Raw genomic sequence first — 14,967 nt, forward strand, 5'->3', positions numbered from 1 at the left:
ATCTCGTCGGCCGACGGAAACCCATGTGACAGTGACACCGGAGTATCAGCAATGTGCGTCCGTCAGCCGCTCCCTATTCGCCATCTGCTCTAATGATCAGGCTGCTTCCGCGGCCAGCTTTTCGGCCTTGGCGAGCGCCTGGTCGATACCGCCAACCATGTAGAAGGCAGCTTCCGGCAGGTGGTCGTATGCGCCTTCGACGAGCCCCTTGAAGCTCTTGATCGTGTCTTCGAGATCGACGAGCTGGCCAGGTGCACCGGTGAAGATTTCGGCGACGAAGAACGGCTGCGACAGGAAGCGCTCGACCTTACGGGCGCGGGCAACCGTCAGCTTGTCCTCTTCCGAAAGCTCATCCATGCCCAGGATGGCGATGATGTCCTGCAGCGACTTGTAGCGCTGCAGCGTTTCCTGGACGCGACGGGCAACGTTGTAGTGTTCCTCGCCGAGAATGATCGGGTCGAGCATGCGCGACGTGGAGTCAAGCGGATCCACGGCCGGGTAAATGCCCTTCTCCGAGATCGAACGCGACAGAACGGTTGTTGCGTCGAGGTGGGCGAAGGTCGAAGCCGGAGCCGGGTCGGTCATGTCGTCGGCAGGGACGTAAACGGCCTGCACCGAGGTGACCGAACCCTTGGTCGTCGTCGTGATGCGCTCCTGCATTGCACCCATGTCGGTGCCGAGCGTCGGCTGGTAGCCCACGGCCGAAGGAATTCGGCCAAGCAGAGCCGAAAGCTCGGAGCCTGCCTGCGTGAACCGGAAGATGTTGTCCACGAAGAACAGAACGTCCTGACCTTCGTCGCGGAACTGCTCGGCAATGGTGAGGCCGGTCAGCGCAACGCGTGCGCGGGCGCCGGGCGGCTCGTTCATCTGGCCGAACACCAGGGCGCACTTGGAGCCTTCCGTGGAGCCGTCGTGCTCCTTGGGGTCCTTGTTCACGCCGGATTCGATCATTTCGTGATAGAGATCGTTGCCTTCGCGAGTACGCTCACCCACGCCGGCGAACACCGAGTAGCCGCCGTGCGCCTTTGCGATGTTGTTGATCAGTTCCTGAATGAGGACGGTCTTGCCGACGCCTGCACCGCCGAAGAGGCCGATCTTACCGCCACGGGCGTAAGGTGCGAGAAGGTCGATGACCTTAATGCCGGTCACGAGGATTTCGGCTTCGGTCGACTGTTCGGTGAAATCAGGCGCTTCCTGGTGGATGGCGCGGCGCGTCGTGGCAGGAACCGGACCAGCTTCGTCGATCGGCTCGCCGATGACGTTGATGATGCGTCCAAGCGTGCCGGCGCCGACCGGAACCGAGATCGGCGCGCCGGTGTCGGTAACGGCCTGGCCGCGAACGAGACCTTCGGTGGAGTCCATGGCGATCGTGCGAACGCTGTTCTCGCCGAGGTGCTGCGCGACTTCCAGAACGAGGCGGTTGCCGAGGTTGTCGGTTTCGAGCGCGTTCAGGATCTGCGGCAGGTGGCCATCGAACGAGACGTCGACGACGGCGCCGATGATCTGCGTGACGCGGCCGGTCGCAACGGCTGTCGCCGGTGCCGATGTCGTGGTCGCTGCTGGTGCAGCGGCGGCTGTCTTGGCCGGCGCCTTGCGGGTGGCCGGCTTCTTTTCAGCCGCTGGCGTCTGTGGTGTCGCTGCCTTAGCCATATCGTTCAAACCTCTTCTTCAAAGAGCCTCAGAGCGCTTCCGCGCCCGAAATGATTTCGATCAGTTCCTTGGTGATCTGAGCCTGACGCTGGCGGTTGTACGAAAGCGTCAGCTTCTCGATCATCTCGCCCGCATTGCGCGTCGCGTTGTCCATGGCGGACATGCGCGCACCCTGTTCGGACGCAGCATTTTCAAGGAGAGCACGGAAGATCTGGACCGCAATGTTGCGCGGGATCAGATCGGTCAGGATTTCGCCGGCATCCGGCTCGTATTCATAGATGGCGCCGCCGAGACGGGCATTCATCGCATCCGTCGCCGCGGTATCGCCCGAAGGCGCACTTGCCGGGATCAGCTGCTGGGCCGTCGGAATCTGCGAGATCACCGAACGGAACTCCGAATAGAACAGCGTGCAGACGTCGAACTCGCCCTGGTCGAAAAGCGCGATGACCTGGCGGGCGATCTTGTCGGCGTCGACGAAGCCGACAGCCTTCACGTCACGAAGATCGACGCGATCAATGATCTTCTCGCGGTGGTCACGGCGAAGGATGTCATACCCCTTCTTGCCCACGCAGAGGATCTTGACCTGCTTGCCTTCCGAAACGAGCCGGCGGATATGCTCGCGCGCCAGGCGCACGATCTGCGAGTTGAAACCACCGCAAAGACCACGCTCGGCCGTGCAGACGACGAGCAGATGCACGTCGCTCTTGCCGGTGCCCGTCATCAGACGCGGCGAATCCTCACCGTCACCCACTGCATTCGCGATGTTGGCGAGGACCGCCCCCATGCGCTGCGAGTAGGGCCGCGCAGCTTCCGCCGCCTCTTGCGCACGACGCAGCTTCGCCGCGGCGACCATCTGCATCGCCTTGGTGATCTTCTGCGTCGCCTTGACTGAGGCGATCCGGTTTCTCAGATCCTTGAGTGAAGGCATCCGCTATCCGTCCGTTTCTCGGAGTCTGATTAACTCAAGCGAAGTTTTTGGAGAACTTGTCGAGCTCCTTGCGCAGGTCGGCTTCGGTGTTTTCCTTGAGCGCCTTGTCCGTACGGATGGCGTCGAGGATGCCTTTGCCTTCGTTGCGCATGTGCGAGAGCAGCCCGCGCTCGAACTTGCCGACATCGCTGACCGGCAGCTTGTCGAGATAGCCCTTCACGCCTGCATAGATCACGACGACCTGCTCTTCCGTCTTCAGCGGCGAGAACTGCGGCTGCTTCAGAAGTTCGGTCAGGCGTGCGCCACGGTTCAGGAGGCGCTGCGTCGAGGCATCGAGGTCGGAACCGAACTGCGCGAACGCCGCCATTTCGCGGTACTGCGCAAGCTCGCCCTTGATCGAGCCGGCAACCTGCTTCATCGCCTTGATCTGAGCCGACGAACCCACGCGCGAAACCGACAGACCGACGTTCACGGCCGGACGGACGCCCTGATAGAATAGGTCCGTTTCGAGGAAGATCTGACCGTCGGTGATCGAAATCACGTTGGTCGGGATGTAGGCCGAAACGTCGTTTGCCTGCGTTTCGATGACCGGCAGAGCCGTCAGCGAACCGGCGCCCTGCTCGTCATTGAGCTTGGCGGCGCGCTCGAGAAGGCGCGAGTGCAGGTAGAAAACGTCACCGGGATAAGCTTCGCGGCCTGGCGGGCGGCGAAGCAGCAGCGACATCTGGCGGTAGGCGACGGCCTGCTTGGACAGATCGTCATAACCGATCACGGCATGCATGCCGTTGTCGCGGAAATACTCGCCCATCGTGCAGCCGGCAAACGGCGCCAGATACTGCATCGGCGCAGGATCGGATGCGGTCGCGGCGATGACGATCGAGTAAGGCAGCGCGCCGCGCTCTTCCAGAACCTTGACGAACTGCGCGACGGTCGAGCGCTTCTGGCCGACAGCGACGTAGACGCAATAGAGCTTCTGGCTCTCGTCCGTGCCTTCGTTCAGCGACTTCTGGTTCAGGAAGGTGTCGAGAATGATGGCGGTCTTGCCGGTCTGACGGTCGCCGATGACGAGCTCGCGCTGGCCACGACCAACCGGGATGAGCGCGTCGATGGCCTTGAGACCGGTCGACATCGGCTCATGAACCGACTTGCGGGGGATGATCCCCGGTGCCTTGACGTCAACGCGCATGCGCTCGTCGGCAACGATCGGGCCCTTGCCATCGATCGGATTGCCGAGCGCGTCGACGACGCGGCCGAGAAGACCCTTGCCGACCGGCACGTCCACGATGGCGCCCGTACGCTTGACGATATCGCCTTCGCGAATGTCACGGTCCGAGCCGAAGATGACGACGCCGACATTGTCGGCTTCGAGGTTGAGCGCCATGCCGCGGATGCCGCCCGGAAACTCGACCATCTCACCGGCCTGAACGTTGTCCAGACCGTAGACGCGAGCGATACCGTCACCGACGGAGAGCACCTGGCCGACTTCGGAAACTTCGGCTTCGCGGCCGAAATTCTTGATTTGATCTTTGAGAATTGCGGAAATTTCCGCGGCGCGGATATCCATCAGCCGACCTCTTTCAGTGCAAGCTTAAGCGAGGAGAGTTTCGTACGAAGCGATGTGTCGATCTGACGCGAGCCGACCTTGACGATCAGGCCGCCGAGTATTGACGGATCGACATGAATATTGAGCGACACGGTCTTGCCCGTGACGTCCTTGAGCGCTGCAGCAAGCTCGCGCTGCTGTGCCTCGTCCAGCGAATAGGCGCTCGTGACTTCGGCAGCGACTTCGCCGCGATCGGCGGCGGCAAGCTGGCGGAAGGAGCGAATGATGCCGGGAAGAGCGAAGAGACGGCGGTTGGCGGCGACGACCTTCAGGAAGTTGCCGGCGAGACCGCCGATCCTGCCCTGATCCAAGATGGCGCCGATGGCGCGCGCCTGATCCTCGGCCGAGAAAACCGGGCTCATCACCAGTCGCTTCAGGTCGGTGCTCTCTGCGATCATCGCCTCGAACGCGTCGAGTTCGCGCGTGACGGAATCGACTTCACCAGCCTCTTTCGCAAGATCGAAAAGCGAGGAGGCATACCGTTCTGCAACACCGGAAATTAGCTGGGATGTGTCTGCCACGGGCACCCAAATCTCTCAAATGTACTCAAGAGCGCCGCCGGTTGAAATCTGGCCAACCACAACACCTTGAATTTGTTGCTGTAATTATCAGGAGCAAATGCCTGGAAGGCACGCCCGCTCCGAAATTCGGGGTTCGTCTAACATAGGAATTCCGCCCCCGCAACACGCCAAGACGCCTGCTTTGGGCGCATTCTTGGCGCATTCCGTCGCAGTCAGAGCATTCCGAAGACGTATCCGAGCGGCAGGACGGCGAGAACAAGCGCCAGGATCAGCGAAAGCAGCGTGGTGCCATCGGCCCTGCCGTGGCGCGCCATCGCGACGATCTTGATCAGAACCACGGCCGCCCAGCCCGCTCCGATCGCCAGGTAGACAAGCGGCTGCGCCATCAAGACGGCGACGGCACCTGCACCAAATTGCAGGCCCGCGGCCTGCGCGCGAACCGCCAAGGCATTTGGAAAATGGGTAAACAGCAGCGCAACGAAGTGCCAGAGCCCGAGAAGCGCGGTCGCGACGGCGGCACCAAACGCCAGCCACTCGCCTTGGCTGCCCGGCCAGGGAAAAGCGAATTCCAACGAAGCACCTCCTGATTTGCGCTGCTGACCGATAGGATAGGCGCAACGTCAGGTAAAGCGCTGCGTGACACCGCACCGCCCAGCGATCAAAGAAAGCTCTGCGGATTGATGTCGACCTGCACGCGCACCGAGCCCCGCTCCTTCGGGCCACTGCCGAGCATCGCCTTCAGATAGGCCTGCATGTCGGCCCGCTTCTCGCCGTGGACGAGCAGTCGAAACCTGTGACGCCCCCGGATGAGCGCGAGCGGCGCTTCGGCCGGTCCGAGCACGGTGATGCCACGGGCGGAAGGCGCGACACGGCGCAGACCCCGCGCATGCTCGTCCGCTTCAGTGCGGGTATTGGCCGAAACGATGATCGCGGCCAGTTGCCCGAAGGGCGGAAGCCCGGCCCGTTGCCGCTCGGCGATTTCCCGCTCGTAGAAGGTGTCAGCATCGCCCGACACGAGCGCCTGCATCACCGGATGCATCGGCTGGTAAGTCTGGATGAGCCCGAGGCTCTTGAGGCCGGTGCGCCCGGCGCGCCCCGTCACCTGCGACAGAAGCTGGAAGGTGCGCTCCGCTGCACGCGGGTCGCCGCTCGAAAGCCCGACATCGGCATCGACGATGCCCACCAGCGTCATCAGCGGAAAATTGTGTCCCTTGGCGACCAGCTGGGTCCCGATGACGATGTCCGCCTCGCCCTTGGCGATCGCCTCCAGCTCCAGCCGCACGCGCTTCGCCCCGACGAGCAGATCCGACGACATGACGACGATCCGCGCGTCCGAGAAATGCCCGACGACCTCTTCCGCGATCCGCTCCACGCCCGGTCCGCAGGCTGCCAGATGATCGAACGTGCCGCATTCCGGGCAGGCCTGCGGCGTCGGTTCGGCATGGCCGCAATGGTGGCACTGAATTTGACCACGGAACCGGTGCTCGACGAGCCAGCTTGAACAATCCGGGCACTGGAAGCGGTGTCCGCAGACCCGGCAGAGCGTCAGCGGCGCGTAGCCCCGGCGATTGAGGAAGAGCAGCGACTGCTCCTTGCGTTCCAATCGACCGGCGACAGCCTTGAGAAGCAGCGGCGACAGGAAGCCGCCCCGTGCGGGTGGGCTCTGGCGCATGTCGATCAGCTTCAGATCCGGCATGGCCGCTTCAGCGTATCGGCTGGAAAGCTTCAAGAGGCCGTAACGCCCCTCCTCCGCATTGACCCGGCTTTCAATCGACGGCGTCGCCGAGGCGAGCACCACTGGGCAATCGGTCAGCCGAGCGCGCACCACCGCCATGTCGCGCGCATGATAGAACACCCGATCTTCCTGCTTGTAGGCCGGATCGTGCTCCTCATCGACGACGATCAGCCCAAGCTCCTTGAACGGCAGGAACAGCGCCGAGCGGGCACCGACGACAATGCGCACGCGCCCGTCGACCACCTGCCGCCAGACCCTTTCACGGGTACGGGGCGCAAGCTCGGAATGCCATTCCGCCGGCGGCGCGCCGAAGCGGGCTTCGAAGCGACCGAGAAAGGCCGGCGTCAGCGCGATTTCCGGCAGCAGGATCAGCGCCTGCTTGCCCTTCTCGATGGCCTCCGCAACGGCGGCGAAATAGACCTCGGTCTTGCCCGAGCCGGTGACGCCATCGAGAAGATGCACACCGAACCGCGCTTTCCCTACAGCTTCGCGCAGGATCGCAGCCGAACCAGCCTGTCCGTCGCTGAGCTCCGCTCCGCCATAGGTGGGATCGGGCAGAGCAACCACCGGCGGCGGCGGCAGCAGGATGGGCGCAAACGCGCCCTGCTTCACGAGGCCGTCGACCACGGAGGACGAGACGCCAGCCGCATGGGCAAGGCCCGATTTCGTCCAGGCGCCGGTTTCCTGTGCCGTGTCCAGCACGCGCCGCCGCGCCGGCGTCAGCTTCTCCGGCACGGCACCGGTCGCGGCCAGTCCCTCGATCATCGGCTCCGGATCGAGCGCCGCGGGTGCGCGCAGTGCCATGCGCGCGACGAGACCGGGCGGCGACAGCGTATAATCTGCGACCCATTCGATGAACCGGCGCATCACCGCATCGAGCGGCGGGCAATCGAAGACATGCGTGATCGGCCTGAGCTTGCGCGCATCGATCTCACGCCCGGGCGGTCCATCCCACACGACGCCGAGCACCTGACGCGGACCGAGCGGAACTTGTACGAGCGAACCGGGTTGGACATGCAGACCCTCAGGCACCACATAGGAATAAGGCTCTGGCGCAGGAAGCGGCACGAGCACGGAGACGACCGGCACGGGGACGACGGGCGGTGGCGGCGCGTCGAACAGAACGCTCTGAGAATCGGCAGCGGAATGGCGGGTCATGATGCGTGACCTTGCCCCCTGTTTGGTCTAAAGGGAACCCGAAACGGCCTTACCGGCCAACAGGCAGCCAAAGCAAAGCAGAAGAGACAATCTGATGAAATTCTTTGTCGATACCGCCGACGTCGCCGAAATTCGGGAGCTGAACGATTTCGGCCTTCTCGACGGCGTGACGACCAACCCCTCGCTCATCATGAAATCCGGCCGCGACTACAAGGAAGTCACGAAGGAAATCTGCGACATCGTCGAAGGTCCCGTGTCCGCCGAAGTCACTGCGGTCGACTATGACGGCATGATGCGCGAAGCCGAAGTTCTCGGTGCGATCGCCGACAATGTCTGCATCAAGCTGCCGCTCACGCTCGCCGGCCTCAAAGCCTGCAAGACGCTCACCGAACAGGGCAAGCTGGTCAACGTAACGCTGTGCTTCTCGGCCAACCAGGCGCTTCTGGCTGCCAAGGCCGGCGCAACCTTCATCTCGCCCTTCATCGGCCGCCTGGACGACATCCACCTCGACGGCATGGACCTGATCCGCGAAATTCGCCAGATCTACGACAATTACGGCTTCGACACCGAAATCCTCGCAGCGTCGATCCGCACCGCGAACCACATCAAGGATGCCGCCCTCATTGGCGCCGATGTGGTCACTGCGCCGCCGGCCACGCTCAAGTCGCTCGTCAAGCACCCGCTGACGGACAAGGGTCTCGAGACGTTCCTTGAGGACTGGAAGAAGACCGGCCAGACGATCGCCTGATCGGCACCTGGCTCAAGAGCACCAAGCCGGCGGCCTAAGTCCGCCGGCTTTTTTCATGCGTCGTCATCAGTCATTTCGTCGGCCTCGTCCGGAACCTGCCCCGTCAGACGCATGCCCTCGATCCAGGTCGATCCATCCTCCTGCCGGATCACCGTCTTCGCCCGAACACCGGTGCGTTCCACGATCAGGCCTGCCAGTTCGGGCGCGTGGGTGACGACCCAGATCTGCGCATCCTTCGCCGCCCGCGCGATCATGTCGGCAAGCGCCGCGAGCATCGACGGATGCAGGCTCGCTTCGGGCTCATTCAGCGCGATGAAAGGCGGGATGCGATAGGCAAGCAGCGCTGCGGCAAGACCCAGGAACCGGATCTGGCCATCCGAGAGCTCCGCAGCCGAAAAGACGCGCTGCGGGAATTGAGGGAAGACGACGCCGAAGCGCGCTTCGCGATCCGGCAGCGGAATATCGAGCCAGGCACCCCTTAAAGCATCGGCAACGGCCCGATCGAGATCGACCGTATCGCCACGGATATGTTTCAGCGTCGCCATCACAGCCGCGAGATTGCTGCCATCCATGTCGAGCATGGGCGCCGTCACGGCAAGCGATGCTGCCCTCAAGGGCGACCCAGCGTCGCTGCGAAAGCCGTGATAAAAGCGGAACCGGGCAAGCGTATCGCGCACGATCGCCGCTTCCGCATGCAGCCCCGATCCGCCAAGCGCAGCCAAGCCCGTTTCGGATGAGAGAAGCCTGACGGGATACTCCTGCATCCGCCCGTCGGCATCGCGGTAGGACAGTCCCTGACCGGCGCGCTTCATTACGTCCACGACACGCCGGCCCTGGTCGATCGAGAGCCGCTCTTCCTTGATCTGCGGCTCGAACGGAAATCCGGCGCCCATCGGCGGCGTCAGGCCGGCATCGATCGTGTAGCGCCAGCCAAGCGCCGTGTCCTCGTCGATAATTTCGACGGCGATCGACAGGCGCACCGGCCGCCCCTTCTTGCGCGTGCCGGTCCAGAGTACGGCCGCCATGCCGCCCTCCGCAGCGATTTCGCGCGCGAACGTCCCTTCGGCCGCTGACTGGGCGAGATGCAGCGCCCGATAAAGATTGGATTTGCCGACGCCATTGTCGCCCACGAAGACATTGACGTCGCCGATCTCCATGCGGATCGACTTGAGCGAGCGATAGCCGGCAACGGTCAGCGACCGGAGTTTCATCGACATGGCGCGGCCATCAGATATGGAGCGCCGCGCCCAGCGCCTTCAGCGCCGCTTCCTGCAGCGCCTCGCCTTGTGTCGGATGGGCATGGATCGTGCCGGCGATGTCTTCCAGCCGCGCGCCCATCTCGATCGCGATGCCGAAGGCAGCGGAAAGCTCCGAAACGCCTTTCCCCACTGCTTGAATACCAAGAACGAGATGGTTGTCCGCCCGGGCAACCACCCGCACGAAACCCTGCTCGGCTTCCATCGTCATCGCCCGGCCATTCGCTTGGAACGGGAAGAGGCCAATCTTGACCTCGCGGCCACCGCGACGCGCCTCGTCGGGCGAGAGCCCCGCCGTCACGATCTCCGGATCGGTGAAACACACTGCCGGGATCACGCGTTTGTCGAAAGCGCGGCGGTGGCCAGCGATGATTTCCGCCACCATTTCGCCTTGCGCCATGGCCCGATGCGCAAGCATCGGCTCGCCCGTGACGTCGCCGATCGCGTAGACGCCGCGCATCGAGGTGCGGCAGGTCTCGTCGATGCGGATCGCAGCACCGGAGCGGTCGAGATCGAGTTCTTCGAGGCCCCAGCCTTCCGTCAGCGGCCGCCGGCCCACCGTCACCAGCACCTTGTCGGCTGCGATGCGCAGATCGTTGCCGTGTGCCCCCTCGACCAGAAGCGCATCGCCTTTGCCGGAAAGCCCGCGCGCCTTTGCCCCGAGGACGACCTCTATGCCGAGCTCGCCCAGCCGCTTCGCGCCAGGGCGCGTCAGTTCGCCGTCATAGAGCGGCAGGATGCGATCGGCGGCTTCGACGATGGTCACCTGTGAGCCGAGCTTGGCGAAGGCCGTGCCGAGTTCGAGCCCGATATAGCCGGCGCCGACGATGGCGAGCCGCTCCGGCACGGCTTTGAGTGCCAGCGCATCGGTCGAGGAAATCACCGAACCGCCGAAGGGGAGCCCGGGCAACGGCACCGATTCCGAGCCGGTGGCGATCACGATCGATTCCGCCCGGATGACTTGAACGCCGGTTTCGGTCTTGACCTCGACCGTCTTGCCGTCGCGAAACCGCGCCCAGCCTTGCACGGTCTTCACGCCGGCCTTCTTCAAGAGTCCCGCCACGCCCGTCGTCAGTCGCCCGACGATCTTGTCCTTCCAGGCCATCGTACGGGTGAGATCGATGCGTGGCTCGGCAAGCGTGATGCCGAGCGGGCTTTCGCCGGCCGCCATAGCCTTTGTCTCGGCGAACTGATCGGCCGCATGGATGATCGCCTTGGATGGGATGCAGCCGACATTGAGGCAGGTGCCGCCGGGCTTCACCGCCTCCACGATGACCGTATCGATGCCGAGCTGGCCGGCACGAATGGCGCAGACATAGCCGCCGGGACCGGCGCCGATGACGAGAAGCTTGCAGGAAATGTCTTTCATCACCGCCCCCTCATGCCACGAAGATCATGGCCGGCGTTTCCATCAGCGTCTTGATCCGCTGGACGAAGACCGCCGCATCATGGCCGTCGATGATCCGATGATCGAAACTGCAGGACAGGTTCATCATGCGCCGTGGCACGAACGCGGTGCCGTCCCAATGGGGGCGGATCGCCATCTTGTTGACCCCGATGATCGCGACTTCCGGATGGTTGATCAAGGGTGTCGTCACGATGCCGCCGAGCGCGCCGAGCGAGGTGATCGTGATCGTGGAACCCGAAAGCTCCTCGCGCGTCGCCGTACCCGATTTCGCCGCGTCCGAAAGCCTGCCGACTTCCGCCGCGCATTCCCAGAGGTCCCGCGCCTCGCAGTGCTTGGCAACGGGCACGACGAGCCCGGACGGCGTTTGCGCCGCGATGCCGATATGGACACCGCCATGGCGGTGGATGATGTTCGCCTCGTCATCGAAATGGCTGTTGAACTGCGGCTGGGCGGCGATGGCCTTCACCATCGCCCGCATCAGGAAGGGCAGCAGCGTCAGTTTCGGCTGGTCGGGGCGCTTGTCACGGTTCAGCGCCGCCCGCAGATCCTCGAGCGCCGACATGTCCACTTCCTCCACATAGGTGATGTGGGGAATGTGTCGCTTGGCGATCGCCATCTTCTCCGCGATCTTGCGGCGGAGGCCAACGAGCTTGATGTCCTCGACATCCGTGCGGCGCATGAGACCGGCCGGCGACGCCGCCTTTGGACCCTTGGCAACGAACTGATCGAGGTCGTCATGGGTGATTCGGCCCGCTGGACCGGACCCCACCACCTGACGCAGATCGATGCCCGCATCCCGGGCACGCAGCCGCACGGCCGGTGAGGCCAGCGGCTTGTCGGCACTGGGCGCCGCAGCGGGGCGGGTGGGCCGCTTGGGCGCAGGCTCCTTCGCCTCAGTATCCTTTGCCGGCTTGGTATCGACCTTCTGGGGCTCGCCTGCAGGCGGTGGCGGCAGATCCTCGCCTTCGCCGCTCATCCCGTCTGCGATCGGCGCCTCGTTCTCGCCGTCATCCATCGGCTTCGAGGCGTGGTCTTCGTCCGATCCCGCGACCCCCGTCCTGATGCGCACGATCACCGAGCCGACGGCGACGACATCGCCAACGTCCGCGCCGAGCCAGGCGATCTCGCCATCGCAGGGTGCCGGAATTTCCACCGTTGCCTTGTCGGTCATGACGGCGGCGACGATATCGTCTTCCCGCACGGCATCGCCGATCTTCACATGCCACTCGACGAGTTCGGCCTCGGCGACGCCTTCGCCGACATCGGGCAGCTTGATTGCGCGTTCGCCCATCGCCTCAGCCCTCCATCGTCTCGATCATCGCCCGGCCGACACGTGCGGGCCCGGGGAAATAATCCCACTCCTGCGCATGCGGATAGGGCGTGTCCCAGCCGGTCACGCGCGTGATCGGCGCTTCAAGATGGTAGAAACAATGCTTCTGCACGAGCGCGGCAAGCTCCGCGCCGAAGCCGGATGTCAGCGTCGCTTCATGTACGATCACGCACCGTCCGGTTTTTGAAACGGAAGCAACGATCGTTTCCAGATCGAGCGGCAGCAGCGTCTTGAGGTCGATGATTTCGGCATCGATGCCCGTATCGGCAGCGGCGGCCTCCGACACATAGGTCATCGTGCCATAGGCGAGCACGGTGAGTTCCGCGCCCGCCCGGCGCACCTCCGCCTTGCCGAGCGGCACGGTGAAGTGCCCTTCCGGCACCTCGCCCAAGGCATGTTTCGACCAGGGCGTGACAGGCTTGTCGTGATGCCCGTCGAACGGCCCGTTATAGAGCCGCTTCGGTTCCAGAAAAATCACCGGGTCCGGATCCTCGATCGCCGCGATCAGCAGACCTTTCGCGTCGACCGGATTGGACGGAACGACGACCTTCAAACCTGAGACATGGGTGAACAGCGCTTCCGGGCTCTGACTGTGCGTCTGCCCGCCGAAGATGCCGCCGCCCGTCGGCATGCGGATCACAATCGGGCAGGTGAACTGGCCGTTGGAGCGATAGCGGATGCGCGCGGCTTCCGACGCGATCTGATCGAATGCCGGATATACATAGTCGGCAAACTGGATCTCGATGCAGGGCCTAAGGCCATAGGCCGCCATGCCGATCGCCGCACCGACGATGCCCAGCTCGGAAATCGGCGTATCGAAGCACCGCGTCTTCCCGTATTTCTGTTGAAGGCCCGCCGTGCAGCGGAAAACGCCGCCAAAATAGCCGACATCCTCGCCGAACACGACCACGTCGTCATCGCGCTCCATCGACACATCCATGGCCGACCGGATGGCTTCGATCATCGTCATGCGCGGCATGGGCGGTTTCCTTTGACCGAACCAGACAGCCACGCAATTCCGGCATGCGCGTGGTCTGCACCCGGGCCCAACCCTACCTCCGTCATCCTCGGGCTCGTCCCGAGGATCTGCCAGCCCATCCGTGTCGCCGAGCCGCCAGTAAATGGTCGGGACAAGCCCGACCATGACGGCGTAGCTACAGGCCCGGCACAGAGGATAGTCTTGTGACAGTTGATGGCAGCAAGCAGACGCCCCCCACCCACTGCCGTCATCCTCGGGCTCGTCCCGAGGATCTTCCGGTCCATCCGTCGTGCCGATGTGCCAGTGGATGGCCGGGACGACCATGACGGCGTGGATGGACGTGCGACGTCAGTTAATTTCTCACGACCCACCATCACACCCCCGCCTCCTGGCGCTGGCGCCTGAGATGCGGTGGCATGGTTTCGTAGACGCCCTCGAACATGTCGCGCGTGGAGGGTTTGCCGCCCGAATGCAGCGTGCCGTGGCTCTCTGCCTCCTTTTGGGCGGCGATGACGCTGTCCATCACTTCTGCCTCCGCCTGTTTGTGGCGCTCGTCGCTCCACAGCCCTTTGACGATGAGATGGTTCTTCAGCCGGATGACAGGATCGCCGAGCGGCCAAGCATCCGATTCGGTCTTTGCACGGTAAGCGGACGGGTCGTCGGAGGTGGAGTGTGCGCCGACGCGGTAAGTGACGTATTCGACAAGCGTCGGACCCAGATTGCGACGCGCCCGCTCGACCGCCCATTTCGCCACCGCATGGACGGCCAGATAGTCATTGCCGTCGACCCTGAGCGACGGCAGGCCGAAGCCAAGGCCTCTCGCAGCAAACGTGCCGGAACCACCACGCGCGATACCCTGGAAGGTGGAAATCGCCCACTGGTTGTTGACGATGTTGAGCACGACGGGCGCCTGATAGGTGGAAGCGAAGACCAGTGCTGCGTGGAAATCACTCTCTGCCGTAGAGCCGTCGCCGATCCAACCTGCGGCAATCCTGGTGTCACGCTTGATGGCGGACGCCATCGCCCACCCGACAGCCTGGATGAACTGTGTGCCGAGATTGCCGGAGATGGAGAAGAAGCCATGCTCCTTCGACGAATACATGATCGGCAACTGCCGGCCCTTCAGCGGATCGGCTTCGTTGGAATAGATCTGGTTCATCATGTCGACCATCGGATAGCCGCCGGCGATCAGAAGACCGGCCTGCCGATAGGTCGGGAAGTTCATGTCGCCCGGCTCCATCGCCTTGCGAAACGCACAGGAGACCGCCTCCTCGCCCATATGCTGCATGTAGAACGAGGTCTTGCCTTGGCGCTGCGCCGTCTGCATGCGGGCATCGAAGGCGCGCAGGGTCATCATGTCGCGCAGGCCGTCGCGCAGTTCCTCGTCGGTGAGGCTTCCCGCCCACGGGCCGACAGCCTCGCCCTTGCGATTGAGCACGCGAATGATCGAGAAGGCGAGATCGCGGATATCGCGAGGATCGACATCGACTGGGGGCCGCTCGACGGTCCCAGCCTGCGGTATCTTCACCGAAGAGAAGTCAGGCTGATCGCCGGGCCTGACCGAAGGCTCCGGCACATGCAGTTGAAGCGGCCCGTTTCCGGTTGAACTTCCGGCCATCAGCACCTCCCGTTCGATGTCCTTGTCGAACGG

12 protein-coding genes are annotated in these 14,967 nt (G+C 63.8%); 1 reads left to right on the forward strand and 11 read right to left on the reverse strand.

Annotated elements, in window-relative coordinates:
* Positions 1-96: 96 nt before the first annotated feature.
* The 6 genes from atpD to QQL76_RS15520 all read right to left on the reverse strand — a co-directional run bounded on the left by atpD (position 97) and on the right by QQL76_RS15520 (position 7,595).
* The gene (gene atpD / locus QQL76_RS15495; protein WP_499208427.1) at positions 97-1,650 is read right to left on the reverse strand and encodes a F0F1 ATP synthase subunit beta; all 1,554 of its coding nucleotides are present in this window, start codon (positions 1,648-1,650) and stop codon (positions 97-99) included.
* 28 nt (positions 1,651-1,678) lie between these two features.
* Positions 1,679-2,578 carry a F0F1 ATP synthase subunit gamma gene (locus tag QQL76_RS15500; protein ID WP_499208428.1) on the reverse strand — a complete coding sequence of 300 codons (900 nt, stop codon included), beginning with the start codon at positions 2,576-2,578 and terminating at the stop codon, positions 1,679-1,681.
* A 34-nt stretch (positions 2,579-2,612) separates the two neighbouring features.
* Positions 2,613-4,142, reverse strand: a complete 1,530-nt coding sequence (atpA, locus tag QQL76_RS15505; protein ID WP_499208429.1) for a F0F1 ATP synthase subunit alpha — start codon at positions 4,140-4,142, stop codon at positions 2,613-2,615.
* Positions 4,142-4,708: a FoF1 ATP synthase subunit delta gene (locus QQL76_RS15510; protein WP_499208430.1), complete on the reverse strand. Its 567-nt coding sequence runs from the start codon at positions 4,706-4,708 to the stop codon at positions 4,142-4,144. The genes atpA and QQL76_RS15510 overlap by 1 nt, the downstream gene beginning before the upstream one ends.
* Positions 4,709-4,914: 206 nt before the next feature.
* Positions 4,915-5,274, reverse strand: coding sequence for an AGROH133_08824 family phage infection protein (locus tag QQL76_RS15515; RefSeq protein ID WP_499208431.1), 360 nt, complete (start codon positions 5,272-5,274; stop codon positions 4,915-4,917).
* 86 nt (positions 5,275-5,360) lie between these two features.
* Positions 5,361-7,595: a primosomal protein N' gene (locus QQL76_RS15520; protein WP_499208432.1), complete on the reverse strand. Its 2,235-nt coding sequence runs from the start codon at positions 7,593-7,595 to the stop codon at positions 5,361-5,363.
* A gap of 94 nt (positions 7,596-7,689) precedes the next feature.
* Here QQL76_RS15520 and fsa point away from each other — a divergent pair, with 94 nt between their 5' ends.
* Positions 7,690-8,343: a transaldolase family protein gene (fsa, locus tag QQL76_RS15525; RefSeq protein ID WP_499208433.1), complete on the forward strand. Its 654-nt coding sequence runs from the start codon at positions 7,690-7,692 to the stop codon at positions 8,341-8,343.
* A gap of 53 nt (positions 8,344-8,396) precedes the next feature.
* Here fsa and QQL76_RS15530 read toward each other — a convergent pair whose 3' ends face one another.
* From QQL76_RS15530 to QQL76_RS15550, 5 genes are all read right to left on the reverse strand, one after another.
* The gene (locus QQL76_RS15530) at positions 8,397-9,554 is read right to left on the reverse strand and encodes an AAA family ATPase (protein ID WP_499208950.1); all 1,158 of its coding nucleotides are present in this window, start codon (positions 9,552-9,554) and stop codon (positions 8,397-8,399) included.
* Positions 9,555-9,570: 16 nt separating this feature from the next.
* Positions 9,571-10,968: a dihydrolipoyl dehydrogenase gene (gene lpdA, locus QQL76_RS15535; protein WP_126007651.1), complete on the reverse strand. Its 1,398-nt coding sequence runs from the start codon at positions 10,966-10,968 to the stop codon at positions 9,571-9,573.
* Positions 10,969-10,978: 10 nt separating this feature from the next.
* A complete protein-coding gene (locus QQL76_RS15540) occupies positions 10,979-12,298 on the reverse strand; it encodes a dihydrolipoamide acetyltransferase family protein (protein WP_499208434.1) in 1,320 nt (439 codons plus the stop codon).
* 4 nt (positions 12,299-12,302) lie between these two features.
* Positions 12,303-13,316 (reverse strand): alpha-ketoacid dehydrogenase subunit beta, encoded by a 1,014-nt coding sequence (locus tag QQL76_RS15545; RefSeq protein WP_404863456.1) that lies wholly within the window; start codon positions 13,314-13,316, stop codon positions 12,303-12,305.
* Between the two features lie 373 nt (positions 13,317-13,689).
* Positions 13,690-14,934: a 3-methyl-2-oxobutanoate dehydrogenase (2-methylpropanoyl-transferring) subunit alpha gene (locus tag QQL76_RS15550; protein ID WP_126007645.1), complete on the reverse strand. Its 1,245-nt coding sequence runs from the start codon at positions 14,932-14,934 to the stop codon at positions 13,690-13,692.
* Positions 14,935-14,967 lie beyond the last annotated feature (33 nt).

It is taken from the genome of Rhizobium albus (assembly GCA_030160035.1).
In the GTDB taxonomy this organism is placed as follows: Bacteria; Pseudomonadota; Alphaproteobacteria; order Rhizobiales; family Rhizobiaceae; genus Georhizobium; species Georhizobium albus.

Bases quoted from the DNA above. Each gene is read 5' to 3' on its own strand.
- atpD (WP_499208427.1), bottom strand. From the start codon at position 1,650: ATGGCTAAGGCAGCGACACCACAGACGCCAGCGGCTGAAAAGAAGCCG.
- QQL76_RS15500 (WP_499208428.1), bottom strand. From the start codon at position 2,578: ATGCCTTCACTCAAGGATCTGAGAAACCGGATCGCCTCAGTCAAGGCG.
- atpA (WP_499208429.1), bottom strand. From the start codon at position 4,142: ATGGATATCCGCGCCGCGGAAATTTCCGCAATTCTCAAAGATCAAATC.
- QQL76_RS15520 (WP_499208432.1), bottom strand. From the start codon at position 7,595: ATGACCCGCCATTCCGCTGCCGATTCTCAGAGCGTTCTGTTCGACGCG.
- fsa (WP_499208433.1), top strand. From the start codon at position 7,690: ATGAAATTCTTTGTCGATACCGCCGACGTCGCCGAAATTCGGGAGCTG.
- QQL76_RS15530 (WP_499208950.1), bottom strand. From the start codon at position 9,554: ATGAAACTCCGGTCGCTGACCGTTGCCGGCTATCGCTCGCTCAAGTCG.
- lpdA (WP_126007651.1), bottom strand. From the start codon at position 10,968: ATGAAAGACATTTCCTGCAAGCTTCTCGTCATCGGCGCCGGTCCCGGC.
- QQL76_RS15540 (WP_499208434.1), bottom strand. From the start codon at position 12,298: ATGGGCGAACGCGCAATCAAGCTGCCCGATGTCGGCGAAGGCGTCGCC.
- QQL76_RS15545 (WP_404863456.1), bottom strand. From the start codon at position 13,316: ATGCCGCGCATGACGATGATCGAAGCCATCCGGTCGGCCATGGATGTG.
- QQL76_RS15550 (WP_126007645.1), bottom strand. From the start codon at position 14,934: ATGGCCGGAAGTTCAACCGGAAACGGGCCGCTTCAACTGCATGTGCCG.